The sequence below is a fragment of the Paenibacillus glycanilyticus NBRC 16618 genome (genome assembly GCF_004000805.1).
Taxonomy (GTDB): Bacteria; Bacillota; Bacilli; order Paenibacillales; family Paenibacillaceae; genus Pristimantibacillus; species Pristimantibacillus glycanilyticus.
On the sequence record NZ_BILY01000027.1, the window covers coordinates 1 to 14070 of the forward strand.

Sequence of the window (14070 nt, forward strand, 5' to 3'; positions counted from 1 at the left end):
CCAGATCCGGCCGCCTCCCAAGGGCAACTAAAAAAGCCCGCCGCAAGCGGCGAGCTTTTCATTCCGTTTCTAGTTCAGTCCGTATCCCTCTCAGCTCGTCCAAGCGAGACGGCTCACGGTTAAAGAATTCAACCAATGTCTCGATACATGTAATTGAATCCCAGCTTAGATGATGCTCGATGCCTTCCACATCGCGGTAAATGTTCTCTTCCTGCACGCCGATAATCGTCAGGAATGACTCGAGTAAATGATGGCGGTCAACAAGCCTCTTGCCCATCTTTTTCCCTTTGCTTGTCAGAACAAGCCCGCGGTATTTCTCGTAAATCAAGTAATTGTCTTTGTCCAGCTTCTGAATCATCTTGGTGACAGATGAAGGATGCACCTCAAGCCCTTCGGCTATATCCGATACGCGCGCATAGCCCTTTTCATCAATAAGCTTATAAATACGTTCCAAGTAGTCTTCCATGCTCGGAGTCGGCAATGAAGAACCCCCTAACCCTGCATTCTACACCTTGTCTCATGGCGTTACTCTTAGTATCATACAACTATTTTTAATGCTACTGCAAGCCGATTTGCTTACGCATCCCCATTAAAACTTCATAAAAGCAGGCGTTACTTGATTCAGCCAAATCGTAATTTTGGTCATCTGATCCGTGAACAGAAGAATCCCCATCAGCACCATAACGCCTCCGCCGATTCGCATAACAACGGACGAATATTTAAGCAGCCAGCGTGCCGACCCAAGGAAAAAGGCCAGCAGGAAAAACGGAATGGCAAACCCTAACGCATACGCGGTCGTCAGCTCGAACCACGTCCCCGGCTTCGAAGCAGCCAAAGCCAGAATGGCGGTTAATGCCGGTCCGATACAAGGCGTCCAGCCTGCCGAGAAACCGACGCCAAAAATAAAGGAACCGAGATAGCCGGTCTTTTTTGTCGGGTCAAAGTGGAAGCGGCGTTCCTTCATGAGCACCTGCGGCTGAAAAATACCCGCGAGGAATAGGCCCATAAGCACGATCAGAATAGCCGACAGCTTGCGGATCAAATCCTCATATTGGCTAAAAAACTCCGCGAATACGTTGGAGCCATAGCCAAGCGTGTAATAAACCGTACAAAATCCCAGTATGAAAAACAAGGTATGCGACATCGTCCTCATTCTCATCTGGGAAGTATGATTATTATTCTTCAAATCGCTAACGGAAATGCCGGTTATGTAAGATAAATACGAAGGATATAAAGGCAGGCAGCAAGGCGAGATAAATGAAGCAAAGCCGGCGCCAAACGCCAGCCATACGTTAATGTTATCCAAAGTTAAACACCTCAGTCGAAGTTAACTTCCCATCTTCATGCCGCGCTTCAGCAGCAGAAGAACAAGCATAATCGCAATCAATAACAAAACGATCGTACCGCCCGGCGCTAGATTCCATACGCCTGCCATCATCAGTCCGGCTACAACGGCAAGCTCCCCGATGATAACAACCGTAATGACGCTTTGACGGAAGCTGCGGGCAATAATCAAGCTGCAGGCCGCCGGAATGGTAAGCAGTGCCGAAACAAGCAACGCTCCCACGATTTTAATAGACGCGCTAATGACAAGTGCAGTAAGCACGCTAATCATAACATTATAGAACCGAACGGGCAAGCCGCTTACGGCAGCCGCATCCTCGTCGAACGTAAGCAGGAACAGCTCCTTCAACTGCGTGCGGATCGCTACCAATACCACAACCGTAACGACGGCAATCGTAATGAGATCCACGTTGTCGAGGGTAAAAATACTGCCGAACAAATAGCCGTTCACATTAATATTAAAGCCTCTGCCCATCGTGAACAGGATTGACGCCAATGCAACGCCGCCGGACATGATAATGGCAATGGACAATTCCGCGTAGGTTTTGTACGTTTTCCGAAGCTTCTCGATAAAGAAAGAAGCAATAATCGCGAACACCAGGCCAACCGCTACCGGATATACGCCAATCAGGAATCCTAGAGCGACCCCCGCAATCGATACGTGGGACAAAGTGTCGCCAATCATCGATAAGCGGCGCAGCACAAGGAATATCCCCATAAGCGGTGCCGTGATCCCGATCAATACGCCTCCGATTAACGCCCGCTGAAAAAACTCACTAGCTAAGATCTCCAACCGTAACGACCTCTCTCCTGCTCTCCATTTGTTGACGAAGCTCCTTCAAGCTATGCGTCAAATCGTTCTCTACGCAATTCTGCAGATCATGCGAATGCTTCTTGTAAAATTTCAGCTTGCCGCTTTCCGCCGCAGGCTGCTGGCCTAAATAGGACCGGATCATCTCCATGTCATGCGATACCATGAGAAACGTAATATTATGATGTTGGTGCATATGCTTGATCATATGGAAGAAGCCTTCCTGCGTCTCCGAATCGATGCCAACCGTTGGTTCGTCTAAAATCAGCAGCGACGGATTGTTGATTAACGCTCTTGCAAGAAATACCCGCTGCTGTTGTCCGCCGGACAGCTCCCCGATCCGCTTCATAGCCAAATCTTCAATATTCATGGCATGAAGGGCGTCCTCGCATTTCTTCTGATCGGCTTTCGTAATTTTGCGGAAAAGTTTATTCCGGCTGTACAGACCCGATAATACAACCTCGCGGACGGTAGCCGGGAATAGCGGATTAAACGAATTTTTTTGCGGGACGTAGCCGATCCGGTCCCAATCCTTGAATTGGGAGACCGGCTGTCCGAACAGGCGGATCGTTCCGCTCTCCGGCTTGAGCAGCCCGACAATCATGCGCAGCAGAGTTGTTTTTCCAGCGCCGTTTGATCCGATAAGTCCGATGAAATCCCGTTCTTTTACCGAGAAATTAAGTCCTTTATGAACTGTTTGACTCTGATAGGAAAAGGATACATCCTCAAGCGTTATTATATCTTGATGACAATTTATATTTTGCATCGTTCCCCACCTCACTTTCGCTATATCTATCCTATTATTTCTGTAAGCCGGTCAATAAATTTTGCAGATTTTTCTCCATCAGGCTAAGATAATCCTCTCCAGCCTTTTCCTGCTTCGGCGTAAGACCTTCGATCGGATTAAGCACAAGCAGCTTGGTATGCGTTTCGCTTGCGATCGTTTTTGCCAGATCCGGCGATACCATCTCTTCGAAATAAATATATTTGATGCCCTCCGATTTCACAAACTTCGCAACCTTGAGCAAATCCTGGGCGCGAGGCTCGGCATCGGGAGACAGACCCGTAATCGCGATCTGCGTCAGCCCGTAATCTCTGGCCAAATAACCAAAAGCTTGATGCGACACTACAATTGATTTATGAGGCGCTGCCGCTAATTTCGATTCAAACTCTTCGTTCAGTGCTTCCAGCTTGCCTACAAGCGTTTGATAGTTCGCTTCGAACGCTTCCTTATGGGCAGGATCTGCCTGAATGAGACTGTCTTTCACGTTTGCAGCCATAACCATAGCAGACTTCGGACTCACCCAAGTATGCGGATCGACGTCAAGGTCGTGGTCATGATCGCCATGATCGTGACCTTCCTCTTCTTCCGGATTTCCATGAATGAGTGCAATTCCCTTGCTCATTTCGGCCGTGATCAGACCACCATTCTTCGGCAGACCTTTCAGGAAATCATCCGTCCAGCCCTCTAGACCGGCACCGTTATACAGGAACAGCTGTGCCTTGGACGCGATGGTCAAATCCTGGCTTTTAGGCGTCCAATCATGAGGCTCTACGCCAGCGGGAATAAGGTTGACGACATTCACGTTGTCGCCGCCAATCTCGGAAGCCAAATAATAAAGCGGATAAAAGCTCGTAACCACGTTGGTCTTGCCTTCAACTAGCGTTTTACCCGAATTCGCGCCGCATGCGGAGAGCAAAACGGTCATGACAATCAGCAGCACACTCATATGTTTAAAAGAACGCATTCGTAATAATCTCCATTTCAACTCTCTTTTTAGTAATCGTTACTATTACGTTCTAGATTATACGAGCGGGCTTACACCCTGTCAACCATAAACTATTAACTACTATTTACATGCTTGTACCTCTGCATACGTTAATAAGCAAGAGAACCGCCTCGGATTCAACATCCGGGCGGTTCTCAACACCTCTGAATTATTTCACGATTGCGCCGTTTGGCATGTCATCCGGTACCGTAGCAAGCGTCAATTGATCCCCATGCGAAGCTGCAAGGATCATTCCTTGCGACAGCTCTCCGCGAAGCTTAACCGGCTTGAGGTTCGTTACGCAAATCACTTTGCGGCCAACCATCTGCTCCGGCGTGTAGAACTTCGCGATTCCGGATACAACCTGACGCTGCTCATAGCCAAGATCCAGCTGCAGCTTAAGCAGCTTGTCGGCCTTTTGCACCGGCTCGGCTGCAATAACCTGCGCGACGCGAAGCTCGACCTTGCCGAAATCTTCGATCCCTATCTCTTCCTTCGCTTCGACCGCCGGTGAAGCGGCTTGAGCAGCGTTGTCTGCTGCCGGCGCGGCTGCTTCCGTTTTAGCCGCAGCTCCGCCGCCCATTGCAGCAGCAATATAAGCAACTTCTTCGGCTGCATCCAGACGAGGGAAGACAGGCGCTCCCTTGCTCACGCGCGTGCCGCCAGGCAGCTGTCCGAAGCGCTTCGTGCTTTCCCAAGCGGTCAATTCGCCTTCTTCCAGACCAAGCTGGCGCCACAGCTCGCGAGGAGCATGCGTCAGGTAAGGCTGAAGCAGAATCGAGATAATGCGGAGCGATTCCGCCAAATGATACATGACGGAAGCCAGTTCGTTCTTCTTCGCTTCATCCTTCGCAAGCGCCCAAGGAGATGTCTCGTCAATATATTTGTTGGTACGGCTGACAAACTGCCAGATCGCCGACAGAGCAACGGAGAATTCCATCGTCTCCATAGACGCTTCCACCTGGCGTACGGTTTCTGCCGCAAGCACTTGAAGAGATTCGTCAAATGCCGTTACATTGCCGCCGTAAGCCGGAATTTCGCCATCGAAATATTTATCGATCATCGCTACCGTACGGTTGAGCAGGTTGCCCAGGTCGTTAGCCAGATCGAAGTTGATCCGGTCAACAAAGTTTTCCGGGGTGAAGGTGCCGTCGGAACCAAACGGCACTTCGCGGAGCAGGTAGTAACGAACCGCATCCAGGCCGTAACGGTCGATCAAGGTTACCGGGTCAACGACGTTCCCTTTCGACTTCGACATTTTGCCGTCCTTCATCAACAGCCAGCCATGCGCGAAAACTTTCTTCGGAAGCGGCAGGCCAAGCGCCATCAGCATGATTGGCCAATAGATCGTATGGAATCGTACGATTTCCTTACCGACCAGATGAACGTCTGCCGGCCAGAAGCGGTCATACAAATCGCTGCTTCCATCTTTGCCGTAACCAAGCGCTGTAATGTAGTTCGACAGCGCATCAATCCATACATAGATGACATGCTTCGGATCCCCAGGAACTTTAACGCCCCAATCGAAGGTTGTACGGGATACCGCAAGATCTTCAAGACCGGGCTTAATGAAGTTGTTGATCATTTCGTTCTTGCGCGATTCCGGTTGAATGAAATCCGGGTTCTCTTCGTAATGCTTCAAGAGGCGGTCGGCATATTTGCTCATCCGGAAGAAATAGCTTTCTTCCTTCACGAGCTCCACCGGACGTCCGCAGTCCGGACAGTTGCCGTTTACCAGCTGGCGCTCGAGGAAGAACGATTCGCATGGCGTACAGTACCAGCCTTCATATTCGCCTTTATAAATATCGTCCTGCTTCAGCAATTGCGCGAAAATCTTCTCCACCGCTTCTTTATGGCGAGGCTCCGTCGTACGGATGAAATCATCGTTCGAAATTTCCAGCTTCGACCAGAGCTCTTTGATGCCAACGACAATATCGTCTACAAACTGCTGCGGCGATTTGTTTTTGTCCTTCGCATTGCGTTCAATCTTCTGACCATGCTCGTCCGTGCCGGTCAAATACCAGACATCATACCCGCGAAGCCGCTTGTATCTTGCCATCGCATCGCCGGCTACCGTCGTATACGCATGTCCGATGTGGAGCTTATCGCTCGGATAATAGATCGGTGTCGTAATATAAAAGGATTTTTTATCGTTACCCATTTGTCATTCCTCCGTTATGATCAAAATAAAGCGAGAGAACGCAAAAAACTCCCGTCCAACATGGGACGAGAGTTCAAGTTCACTCACGCGGTACCACCCAAATTCCCGCTGCGCTTTCATGATTCAACCACCGCACAGCAGCTTCGTGTTGCCGCCATTCAATGGGCGGCAGAGCCGTTAACGCCAGCTTCACGCCATCCCCTTACCTCGTATTTGAGGCTCGGAAACAGATTCTCCGGGACCATCTTCGGATGCTTATCCATACCGGCTTCCAGCGTCCTGCCCGGCTCTCTGTTATGGCATCTTCATCGTACTTATCCGTTCATCGAATATTGGAAATATGCTTATATGACAAAATATAACCAATTAAACGCTCCATTGTCAAGGAGCAGCCGTTCCGCCCGCGTCACTCTCCTGCTCTCCCGGGACAGGAGGAACAGGATCATAGCCCCCCGGATGGAACGGATGGCATCTTGCGATCCGCTTCGCGGCAAGCCATGAGCCCTTAGCTGCTCCGTGCTTCTCAAGCGCTTCCAGGGCGTACGCCGAACAGGTCGGATAATAACGGCAGGTCGGCGGCGTAAGCGGAGATATCACTTTGCGGTAAAAAAGGACCGGTGCCTTCAGCACTCTAACGGCTGTTCGGCTGCGTGTCATCAGTTTGCCCCGGCAGCAGACTCTTCTTGAATGCAGTCTTTGCAGTAGCCGAACACTTCGAATTTATGCTTTACTACCCGGAAATCATCCGGCACGACCGTCTGCTCCATCGGACAAAACGTAATCGGATACGTGTGCCCGCATTGCAAACAGATCATATGATGGTGGTGGTCATTTTCCCTGCAATGAAGCTTGAATTTAACGCCATCCTCAAAGATAACCTGCTCGATGACCCCAAGCTCCTCCATCACGCGCAAATTGCGGTATACGGTATCAAAGCTCAAGCCCGAGTATGACTTGCCCATATATTCGTAAACTTCCTTAGGTGCCAGGTATCCCGGAGTCTCCGCAAACAATTTAGCCAGCGATTTGCGCTGATCCGTAATGCGCAGTCCTTGTCCGGTCATTCTTTGTATGATTTCATCTATGGTATGCAATGAAAGGACCTCCGAAAATAAAGTGTCTTTCTATTCATAATGCCGAAAAAAAAGACTCTCGTCAATGAGAGCCTCTCTTAAGCCGCGGCCTTTATCACCCGTTCAGCCGCATGTTTATTAGAAAACTTGCACACATACCCAAAAATAACACCATACTTACGATCGACACCCATTTGCGTCTTGTCTTCGCCGCTGCCAGGCGTTCGCCGCCTGATGGATCAAGTGCCGCTTCCGTAACGGATCGGTGCATGAACAACAGCGTAATGACGGATGCAACAAAAAACATGTTAATAACAAACCAGATCGCCGTCCACATCATAACGGGCACCCTCCCTATTTATTTGCAGAAACCCGCTATAAATACCATTTGTTCAAAATAATCATCAAGGCGATGAAGCTGACGACAGCTCCCGCAAAACAAACCCATCCGTAACGGAAGCGCTGCTGGAACATACGAAGAATGCCAAGACTTAATAATCCGAATATGAGCAATAAAAAGACGACCCCGATAATAAATAACGAAGTAGAGATGTCACTGACATCGACTAAAGTCACTGCATACACTCCCCTATGTAATAATGCAAGTACACAATTAGCATTATAAGGGATTGTCCCTCCGTTCGCCAACCACAATCCGTAAGAAAAGGTGACAAAATGAAACGGCTTTCACCACCCATAGGTTCAAAACGTTACTAACCTAAAGAAAACGACGGCCAATAGGCCCTAGATTAGCGACCTTTCAACCATCGTATATCCGTTTCGTAATAAGAGCCAGCCCGAGGTCTTTTGCGCAGCTTAACTTGCAAAACATAATTTTTCACAACCGCTTGGCAAATAGTCGGCTTTACAAGCTTAGGCAGCTTAATGATTTCCTTCTGTTGATTAGGAAGCCCTTCAATCCGCAATCGGTCGTCCCGCACGTACAACCGAAGATTTTCCCGGCTTACTTCACGCGGAAGGTGGAACTTCACAAGTAAGTCTTGATGAGTCTCAAAGAAAGAAATCCCCTCGTTCTCATCCGCTTGATCCAAGATGGAATTTGCTGCAGAAGGCAGTGATTTCGTCATCATCTTCCTGACGAATTTCTCCACCCAATCCGGCTCTTTCATCACATCGAAGCCTTTTGGCAAACGTTGTCCGTCCAGCCATCTCTCAAGCTCATCCCATTTGTTTTCCACGATCCCGTTCACCTCCAGCCATTCCTTGTTAGCATATGCGAAGCTGGGCGGTGCGGCTACTTCTTTCCGTTCGCTGGGCACTTATCCACACGGGCCGCGGAACCTCTAGGCGTATGCCGCATACGATAATATACGAGACGCTTTAAGGGAAAAGGGTGAGTACGAATGCCTTCTATCGTTGGATTTGTAAAAGTCGTAAGCGTCGGCTCCAGTGCCGTCGTTCAATTCGGAGACGCGGTTCAAGTATCGCCCTCCAGCCAGACGAAAACCTATGCCGGCTCCGGCTCGTTCCTGACAGGAAGCCTGGCAAATTCAAACAATGCGGTCAGCGCGACCAACACGCTTGATCCGGACGTTCAAGACAATTCTCAAAACAATCTTGAAACCGTGGTGTAAGGTATGAACTGGACTATTTATCAGACGATCACTATACAGCAGCTTCGAGTAAACAGCGTATCGAACAGCTCTGTCCTGCAAGTCGGAAGCGCGGGATCCATCCGGTCTTTATCCCAAATGTACAATACGGGAGGATTTACCCAACCCGCGCCGCAGCTCGGGGAAGAAAGCCCGCTATCGCTGGTCCCGCTTCCGGATCCCGCTTAACGTTTAATTAGAGAGGAGGCTTTTATCATGCAGCAGCAGCCGCCCGGCAATGGGCTGTCTCCATGGCAAGCCTGGTCGCTTGAGCTTCAAACCAAATTAAGAGCGCAGCAGAGCCAGATTTATTCCTTGGAGCAGCAGCTCGCTGTTCTAAGCGAGCAGCTGAAGCAATTGGAGAACAAGCCAACCTATAATATCGAGAAGCTGGAATATCATTTCGACCAATTAAAAGTAGAGAAGCTTGAAGGCACTTTAAATATCGGCATGACTCCGCCGGGCATGCCCGGCGGTGACGGTGATATCGATCAGCTTGCGGTACAGCAGCATAAGCCTAACGTATACCCGGCAGCAGCCTCCGGCATAACCCCGCCGTCCGAGCCATATGCGGGCTTGCGGGCGGAAGTGGATCGTTTTTTGAGCCAGCACGGTACGCAAAGGCTCATTGCACTCGAAACCGAATACGGGGTCGACCTTGATCCGTATCATCGCCGCATGGTTCTTGAGGATATCCGCAAGCAGCTTCCAACCCGCATTCATTTCTATATGCAGCTGAAGCCGGGCGAGGCTGAAACAGGAACCGGCGGACAAGAACAAAATCCGCAAACCGAGCAGGAAAAAAAAGAAATGATTTTATCCAAAACGATCCGGGATGCGGATGCCGCCATGCAAAAATATATCCAGTCGCTAAAAAGCGGCAATGGCAGCTGACAGGAGAGGTTAGGCAATGGTGAATTTTACAGTGCATAATTGCGGTTTAACCGTTGGCAATATTGAAATACTAGGTGTATCGGCAGCTTCCATGCTCCAGATCGGCGACTCCGACTACGTCACCTTGTATTCGATGTTTGATACCCCGCCCGAATCCGTCATTGTTGGGCCGATAGCCCCGCTCCCCACGCCGGAAGGCGAAGAGGAAGCGGTTGGCGAATCCCCGATGGCCGGTTAGGGGGAACCGTACGAATGGAAGAATCTTATCCCATAAGAGTATCCCAGATTGGTCTGGTGTCCGTTGTTGATGTTTCGATCGGGGCTATTATCCAATTCGGGGACCGCGCCGAAGGTTCGCCTAAGCTGAATGCCCTTGCCGTTCAACGAGCGGTTGATCATACGAAGGCAGGAAGCGTTTATTTCGAGTCTTACCCGATTTTCGATCGTCCGCTCCCCAAGCTGATCGACCCGGTAGCGGACGCCGGAGAAGATGTACGGATCAAAAGGGTTAACCACTGCCCTAGGATTAACGTAGGCTGCATAAGCGTGGTTGGCGTGGGCTCCACTTCAAGCCTGCTTGCGGGCAATGCGATGCGAACAATTGCAGAATCTAGAATCAAGCATATCAGGCAGTACGAGAAAACGCTGATTCCTATCACCTAGGCGAAATCATCAAAAGCATCTGCACAGGTACAAATGTCCAATTTCCGTACCCACTCCCCTCATATATTGGTCTTGTGATTGGGATCACCACAACGACTCGGGAGGAATGAACAATGGGTTACCCTGTAGCAGGAGCTAATATGGGCTGTGCACCGGTTCAAGGAGTCTGGAATAATAGCGCGGCCTATATTCTTGTTTTATTCGTATTGCTGGTTATCATTATCCGTACCTGCAGCTTCTTCTAAGAAGCGCTACGGATCAAAACAAAGCCGCTTAGCAGTCTGCTAAGCGGCTTTACTTCATGGATTTAATTCTTTGCGCCTTGGAGTTCTTTATACTTCGCAGCGTATTTGCTTACGCTTTGAACAAAGGTCGCATGCGACCAGGTGAGCGGTGCCACGGACAGCGGCGAGCCGTCGTACGGATTAAGCTGCTCCGGCAGCAGCCCGCTCGACAAGGCGTGATCGACGACCCATTCCAACGTCCTGAGCGGACCTTCCAGGTCTGCCAGCGTAAGCGCGGATTCAATCTCGTAATTAGCCACCCACAACGTGCAGATGATCCACGGATTGCCTGGAACCTGGTCGATTTCTCCGGATTGCTGGAAGTAATAATCATTGGTATATCTGGCGATACCGCCAATATGAGTCCTTACGCGAAGCCCTTCTTTTATCGCATTCATCGTCTTCTGCACGCGTTCATCATGAACGGACAAGACGCCAAATTCCCATAATCCGAATATGCTGCTCTCCAGCGTCATATCCTTCACCCACCGGTTATCCCGTTGTACAAGCCCGCGGGCGAAACGGCCGGATTCTTCATCCCAGAGATGGGTCAATATCCCGGTTTTGACGGTATGGGCCATATTGCGGTAGTGGTCGCTCCGCTCATAATCCCCGAAGAGCTCGGTGAAGAAGGCTCCTGCCATTAAACCGGCATAAACGGAAGCGGCGGTATACGTCCAGATCCCGTACCGTTCCTCCCACAGATCATAGCTTGGCTTCGGAAGCGACAGCTCCGGCTCGATATATTCGCTGAGAAAGGAAGCGGCCTTCCGGATCAAGTTGCTGTAGAGGGATTGAGGCAGCTCGATAACCTGATTCCGCGAGTAGTCCTGCCACAAGGCAAACAGAACAAGCGCGGTCTCGTCTTCCTGGATCGGAATTCTCTGGCTCCCCTTCACAATATAGGGATGCCAACTGGAGCCTACCGTGCCGTCCGGATTGTACTTATGATACAAATAACCTTCCGGTGACAAGGCGTTCGCACAGAAATAGAAAAACGGCGAAATGACGCTCTGATAGCCAGCCAGCGACATCGCCTCGGCGATCAGCGCGCCGTCGCGCGGCCACATATAACTGTAATGATCGCGGTTGTACTGCAAAATATCCGTATCATTCGCGGCCAGAATAGCGCCGCGCTCATCGACCTGCGTCCGGACAAGCAGCAGACTATGCTTGAACATTCGGGTGACCTCTTTGGGCAAATCCCCTAGATCGGACTCGGCACGCTGCAGCCAATGCTTCCAGTAAATGACGATCCGGCTGAGCAGCTTCTCGGGATGATTATCCTTCACGTATTTATGAAGGGTTTTGACTTCCTCGAGATTTTTGCCAACGGACATCCAGTAATACAACGTCTTTTCTCCGTTGCCCGGCACCGTTGTGCGAAGGCCAATCGTACTGTCAACCGAGCCTTGGGCAATCGTATTGCCCATGAGCACGCCGTCTTCCGCGTCGCGCCAGGTTCCCTCGGCGGAGTGAAACCTTTTAATACCGGTAGAATATTGCATAATGCCGCCTTCATCCGTGCATCCGCTGAACATGAAGTAGTTCGAGCGCTTGTAGTGGAACATCGTGTTATTTTCCGGATAATAAGCAGCCGTATCTCCTACCTCCGAACCTTCAATCATCAAATCCTGATGGAAGAAAAGCCGGGCTTCCCGGCTTTCATTCCTCTTGTTGCGCACGACAACCCGTTTAATGTAGATGCATTCGCGCTGATGAATGCCATCGTTCATTTGCAACTCTACGCCTAATCCCTCATGCCTCGCAATAATGTTCGTCACAAGGGAATCCTCGATATAGTTGAGCTCGAATTCCCATTCCTTCTCATCCAGCCAAGAAAATGCGCCTCCGATCCAGATCCCGAACCGGCAATAGTGACCGCCCACATGGTTTAGCTGTCCGACATACGGAAAATAAATATCCCGAATAAAACAATGTTGATCCAAATTGAGCAGCAACTTACCATTGCCGATTACAAGGTGACGGGCCATCTTTCAGTCCCCTTTCGAGAAGCAAGAAGTTGATCGTACAAGGCTATATAAGCTTTTGCCGAGCGGCTCCAGCTGTAATCTTCCTTGCCGGCGTTGTCTACGATGCGGCGCCATACGGCATCATCGCGGTAGAAGTGCAGCGCCCGTCTCACCGTATACATGAAATCGTCCGCGTTATAGTGCGTGAAGCTGAAGCCGTTGCCTTCCCCGGTCTCTTCATTATAGGAGAAGACCGTATCCTTTAGACCGCCAGTTTCCCGGACTACGGGAATGGAACGGTAACGAAGAGCAAGCAGCTGGCTTAAGCCGCAAGGCTCAAAACGGGATGGCATAAGGAAAATATCCGAGCCTGCATAGATCCTTCTTGCCAGGCGGTCGTTATAACCAAGCCATACCGCGGCTTTATTCGGATAACGGGCGACCAGATGATTCACGGCATTCTCGTAATGCCAATCTCCCGCTCCCAGAACAACAAGCTGTACATCCTCCTGCATAAGCTCGTCAAGCTTCCAGGTAATGAGGTCCATCCCTTTCGACTCCACCAGACGGCTGATAATGCCGATCAGCGGGGTTTCCTCCGATTCGGGAAGACCCAGCTCCGCCTGCAAGCTCAGCTTGTTCTTGCGCTTACGGGAGATAGAGGAACGGTAAGGCGTATGTAGGGCATCATCGTTCATCGGATCGTATAGCTCGGTATCAATCCCGTTGATAATGCCTGTAAGATCGCCGGAACGGCTGCTTAGCAGACCGTCAAGCTTCTCGCCATGCTCCCAGCTCTGGATTTCCCGCGCATAGGATTCACTGACCGTTGTCAGCTTGTCCGCATAGACAAGCCCCCCTTTCAGGCAGCTTGCGGCACCGTGAAATTCCAGCTTGTCGGCGGTAAACATCTCGTCTCCCGCTCCCAGAAGCTCCTTCAATAGATCAATGCCGAACAACCCTTGATACATCAGGTTATGGATCGTGAATACCGACTTCACGCCGTCCCAGGCTGGATCATTCGAATAACGGGTGCGGAGCAGAACCGGAATTAGACCGGCCTGCCAATCATGGCAGTGAACAATATCCGGCTTGTAATCCAGGTACCGCACAGCCTCCATTACCGCAACGGAATAGAAGACAAACCGCTCGGCATCGTCGTTATAACCGTACAGCCCTCTGCGCCCGAAATAAAACTCATTATCAATCAGATAGAAGACTACACCGTCGATTTCCGCACGGAACAAGCCGCAATATTGACTTCTCCAACCAAAATTTACATAAAATTCTGCAATTCGCTCAAAATTCTGAATATAATAATCTGGGATCTGCTCATACTTGGGCATAATAATACGAACATCGGCTCCACGTTGCTTAAGCGCCTTAGGCAAAGCTCCTGCAACGTCAGCCAGTCCGCCCGATTTGGCGAGCGGAGTTGCTTCTGAAGCGGCCATTAATATATTCACGCCTGATCACCTCATACCC

General features: G+C 50.2%; 19 protein-coding genes. 6 read left to right on the forward strand and 13 right to left on the reverse strand.

The features are described from left to right. Positions 1-58: 58 nt before the first annotated feature. From mntR to PGL01S_RS20070, 11 genes are all read right to left on the reverse strand, one after another. Positions 59-481 (reverse strand): transcriptional regulator MntR, encoded by a 423-nt coding sequence (gene mntR / locus PGL01S_RS20020; RefSeq protein WP_015843878.1) that lies wholly within the window; start codon positions 479-481, stop codon positions 59-61. 108 nt (positions 482-589) lie between these two features. Further along, complete coding sequence (locus PGL01S_RS20025) at positions 590-1306, reverse strand: cytochrome c biogenesis CcdA family protein (protein WP_127496351.1); 717 nt, start codon at positions 1304-1306, stop codon at positions 590-592. 21 nt (positions 1307-1327) lie between these two features. Beyond that, entirely contained in the window at positions 1328-2137 is an 810-nt protein-coding gene (locus tag PGL01S_RS20030) for a metal ABC transporter permease (protein WP_127496352.1), read from the reverse strand. Next, entirely contained in the window at positions 2121-2921 is an 801-nt protein-coding gene (locus PGL01S_RS20035) for a metal ABC transporter ATP-binding protein (RefSeq protein ID WP_127496353.1), read from the reverse strand. The genes PGL01S_RS20030 and PGL01S_RS20035 overlap by 17 nt, the downstream gene beginning before the upstream one ends. Positions 2922-2955: 34 nt before the next feature. Continuing rightward, on the reverse strand, positions 2956-3903 hold the full coding sequence (locus tag PGL01S_RS20040; protein ID WP_127496354.1) for a metal ABC transporter solute-binding protein, Zn/Mn family: 948 nt from the start codon (positions 3901-3903) through the stop codon (positions 2956-2958). A 190-nt stretch (positions 3904-4093) separates the two neighbouring features. Beyond that, complete coding sequence (gene metG / locus PGL01S_RS20045; protein WP_127496355.1) at positions 4094-6085, reverse strand: methionine--tRNA ligase; 1992 nt, start codon at positions 6083-6085, stop codon at positions 4094-4096. Between the two features lie 381 nt (positions 6086-6466). After that, entirely contained in the window at positions 6467-6742 is a 276-nt protein-coding gene (gene yidD, locus PGL01S_RS20050; RefSeq protein WP_127496356.1) for a membrane protein insertion efficiency factor YidD, read from the reverse strand. Continuing rightward, the gene (locus tag PGL01S_RS20055) at positions 6742-7179 is read right to left on the reverse strand and encodes a Fur family transcriptional regulator (protein ID WP_015843871.1); all 438 of its coding nucleotides are present in this window, start codon (positions 7177-7179) and stop codon (positions 6742-6744) included. The genes yidD and PGL01S_RS20055 overlap by 1 nt, the downstream gene beginning before the upstream one ends. 94 nt (positions 7180-7273) lie before the next feature. Beyond that, positions 7274-7498: a hypothetical protein gene (locus PGL01S_RS20060; RefSeq protein ID WP_127496357.1), complete on the reverse strand. Its 225-nt coding sequence runs from the start codon at positions 7496-7498 to the stop codon at positions 7274-7276. Positions 7499-7533: 35 nt separating this feature from the next. Beyond that, positions 7534-7734, reverse strand: a complete 201-nt coding sequence (locus PGL01S_RS20065; protein ID WP_127496358.1) for a hypothetical protein — start codon at positions 7732-7734, stop codon at positions 7534-7536. Between the two features lie 173 nt (positions 7735-7907). Next, entirely contained in the window at positions 7908-8357 is a 450-nt protein-coding gene (locus PGL01S_RS20070; RefSeq protein ID WP_127496359.1) for an Hsp20/alpha crystallin family protein, read from the reverse strand. Positions 8358-8522: 165 nt separating this feature from the next. Here PGL01S_RS20070 and PGL01S_RS20075 point away from each other — a divergent pair, with 165 nt between their 5' ends. From PGL01S_RS20075 to PGL01S_RS20100, 6 genes are all read left to right on the forward strand, one after another. After that, positions 8523-8753, forward strand: coding sequence for a spore germination protein (locus tag PGL01S_RS20075; RefSeq protein ID WP_015843867.1), 231 nt, complete (start codon positions 8523-8525; stop codon positions 8751-8753). Positions 8754-8756: 3 nt separating this feature from the next. Next, positions 8757-8960 (forward strand): spore germination protein GerPB, encoded by a 204-nt coding sequence (locus tag PGL01S_RS20080; RefSeq protein ID WP_127496360.1) that lies wholly within the window; start codon positions 8757-8759, stop codon positions 8958-8960. 27 nt (positions 8961-8987) lie between these two features. Then, positions 8988-9665: a spore germination protein GerPC gene (locus tag PGL01S_RS20085; RefSeq protein WP_127496361.1), complete on the forward strand. Its 678-nt coding sequence runs from the start codon at positions 8988-8990 to the stop codon at positions 9663-9665. Between the two features lie 16 nt (positions 9666-9681). Next, positions 9682-9903, forward strand: a complete 222-nt coding sequence (locus PGL01S_RS20090; RefSeq protein ID WP_127496362.1) for a spore germination protein GerPD — start codon at positions 9682-9684, stop codon at positions 9901-9903. 14 nt (positions 9904-9917) lie between these two features. After that, the gene (locus PGL01S_RS20095) at positions 9918-10328 is read left to right on the forward strand and encodes a spore germination protein GerPE (protein ID WP_127496363.1); all 411 of its coding nucleotides are present in this window, start codon (positions 9918-9920) and stop codon (positions 10326-10328) included. A 113-nt stretch (positions 10329-10441) separates the two neighbouring features. Continuing rightward, on the forward strand, positions 10442-10573 hold the full coding sequence (locus tag PGL01S_RS20100) for a sporulation protein YjcZ (protein WP_127496364.1): 132 nt from the start codon (positions 10442-10444) through the stop codon (positions 10571-10573). Between the two features lie 62 nt (positions 10574-10635). Here the strand turns inward: PGL01S_RS20100 and PGL01S_RS20105 are convergent, their stop codons facing one another. Both PGL01S_RS20105 and glgA read right to left on the reverse strand, forming a co-directional pair. Next, positions 10636-12606, reverse strand: coding sequence for a glycoside hydrolase family 15 protein (locus tag PGL01S_RS20105; protein WP_127496365.1), 1971 nt, complete (start codon positions 12604-12606; stop codon positions 10636-10638). Continuing rightward, positions 12588-14051, reverse strand: coding sequence for a glycogen synthase GlgA (gene glgA / locus PGL01S_RS20110; protein WP_127496366.1), 1464 nt, complete (start codon positions 14049-14051; stop codon positions 12588-12590). Before glgA ends, PGL01S_RS20105 begins: the two co-directional genes overlap by 19 nt. Positions 14052-14070: the final 19 nt, after the last annotated feature.

Excerpts from the sequence above, each read along its gene's own strand:
- yidD (WP_127496356.1), bottom strand. The coding sequence starts at position 6,742 with ATGACACGCAGCCGAACAGCCGTTAGAGTGCTGAAGGCACCGGTCCTT.
- metG (WP_127496355.1), bottom strand. The coding sequence starts at position 6,085 with ATGGGTAACGATAAAAAATCCTTTTATATTACGACACCGATCTATTAT.
- PGL01S_RS20085 (WP_127496361.1), top strand. The coding sequence starts at position 8,988 with ATGCAGCAGCAGCCGCCCGGCAATGGGCTGTCTCCATGGCAAGCCTGG.
- PGL01S_RS20060 (WP_127496357.1), bottom strand. The coding sequence starts at position 7,498 with ATGATGTGGACGGCGATCTGGTTTGTTATTAACATGTTTTTTGTTGCA.
- PGL01S_RS20075 (WP_015843867.1), top strand. The coding sequence starts at position 8,523 with ATGCCTTCTATCGTTGGATTTGTAAAAGTCGTAAGCGTCGGCTCCAGT.
- PGL01S_RS20090 (WP_127496362.1), top strand. The coding sequence starts at position 9,682 with ATGGTGAATTTTACAGTGCATAATTGCGGTTTAACCGTTGGCAATATT.
- PGL01S_RS20100 (WP_127496364.1), top strand. The coding sequence starts at position 10,442 with ATGGGTTACCCTGTAGCAGGAGCTAATATGGGCTGTGCACCGGTTCAA.
- PGL01S_RS20035 (WP_127496353.1), bottom strand. The coding sequence starts at position 2,921 with ATGCAAAATATAAATTGTCATCAAGATATAATAACGCTTGAGGATGTA.
- PGL01S_RS20080 (WP_127496360.1), top strand. The coding sequence starts at position 8,757 with ATGAACTGGACTATTTATCAGACGATCACTATACAGCAGCTTCGAGTA.
- PGL01S_RS20105 (WP_127496365.1), bottom strand. The coding sequence starts at position 12,606 with ATGGCCCGTCACCTTGTAATCGGCAATGGTAAGTTGCTGCTCAATTTG.
- PGL01S_RS20040 (WP_127496354.1), bottom strand. The coding sequence starts at position 3,903 with ATGCGTTCTTTTAAACATATGAGTGTGCTGCTGATTGTCATGACCGTT.
- PGL01S_RS20095 (WP_127496363.1), top strand. The coding sequence starts at position 9,918 with ATGGAAGAATCTTATCCCATAAGAGTATCCCAGATTGGTCTGGTGTCC.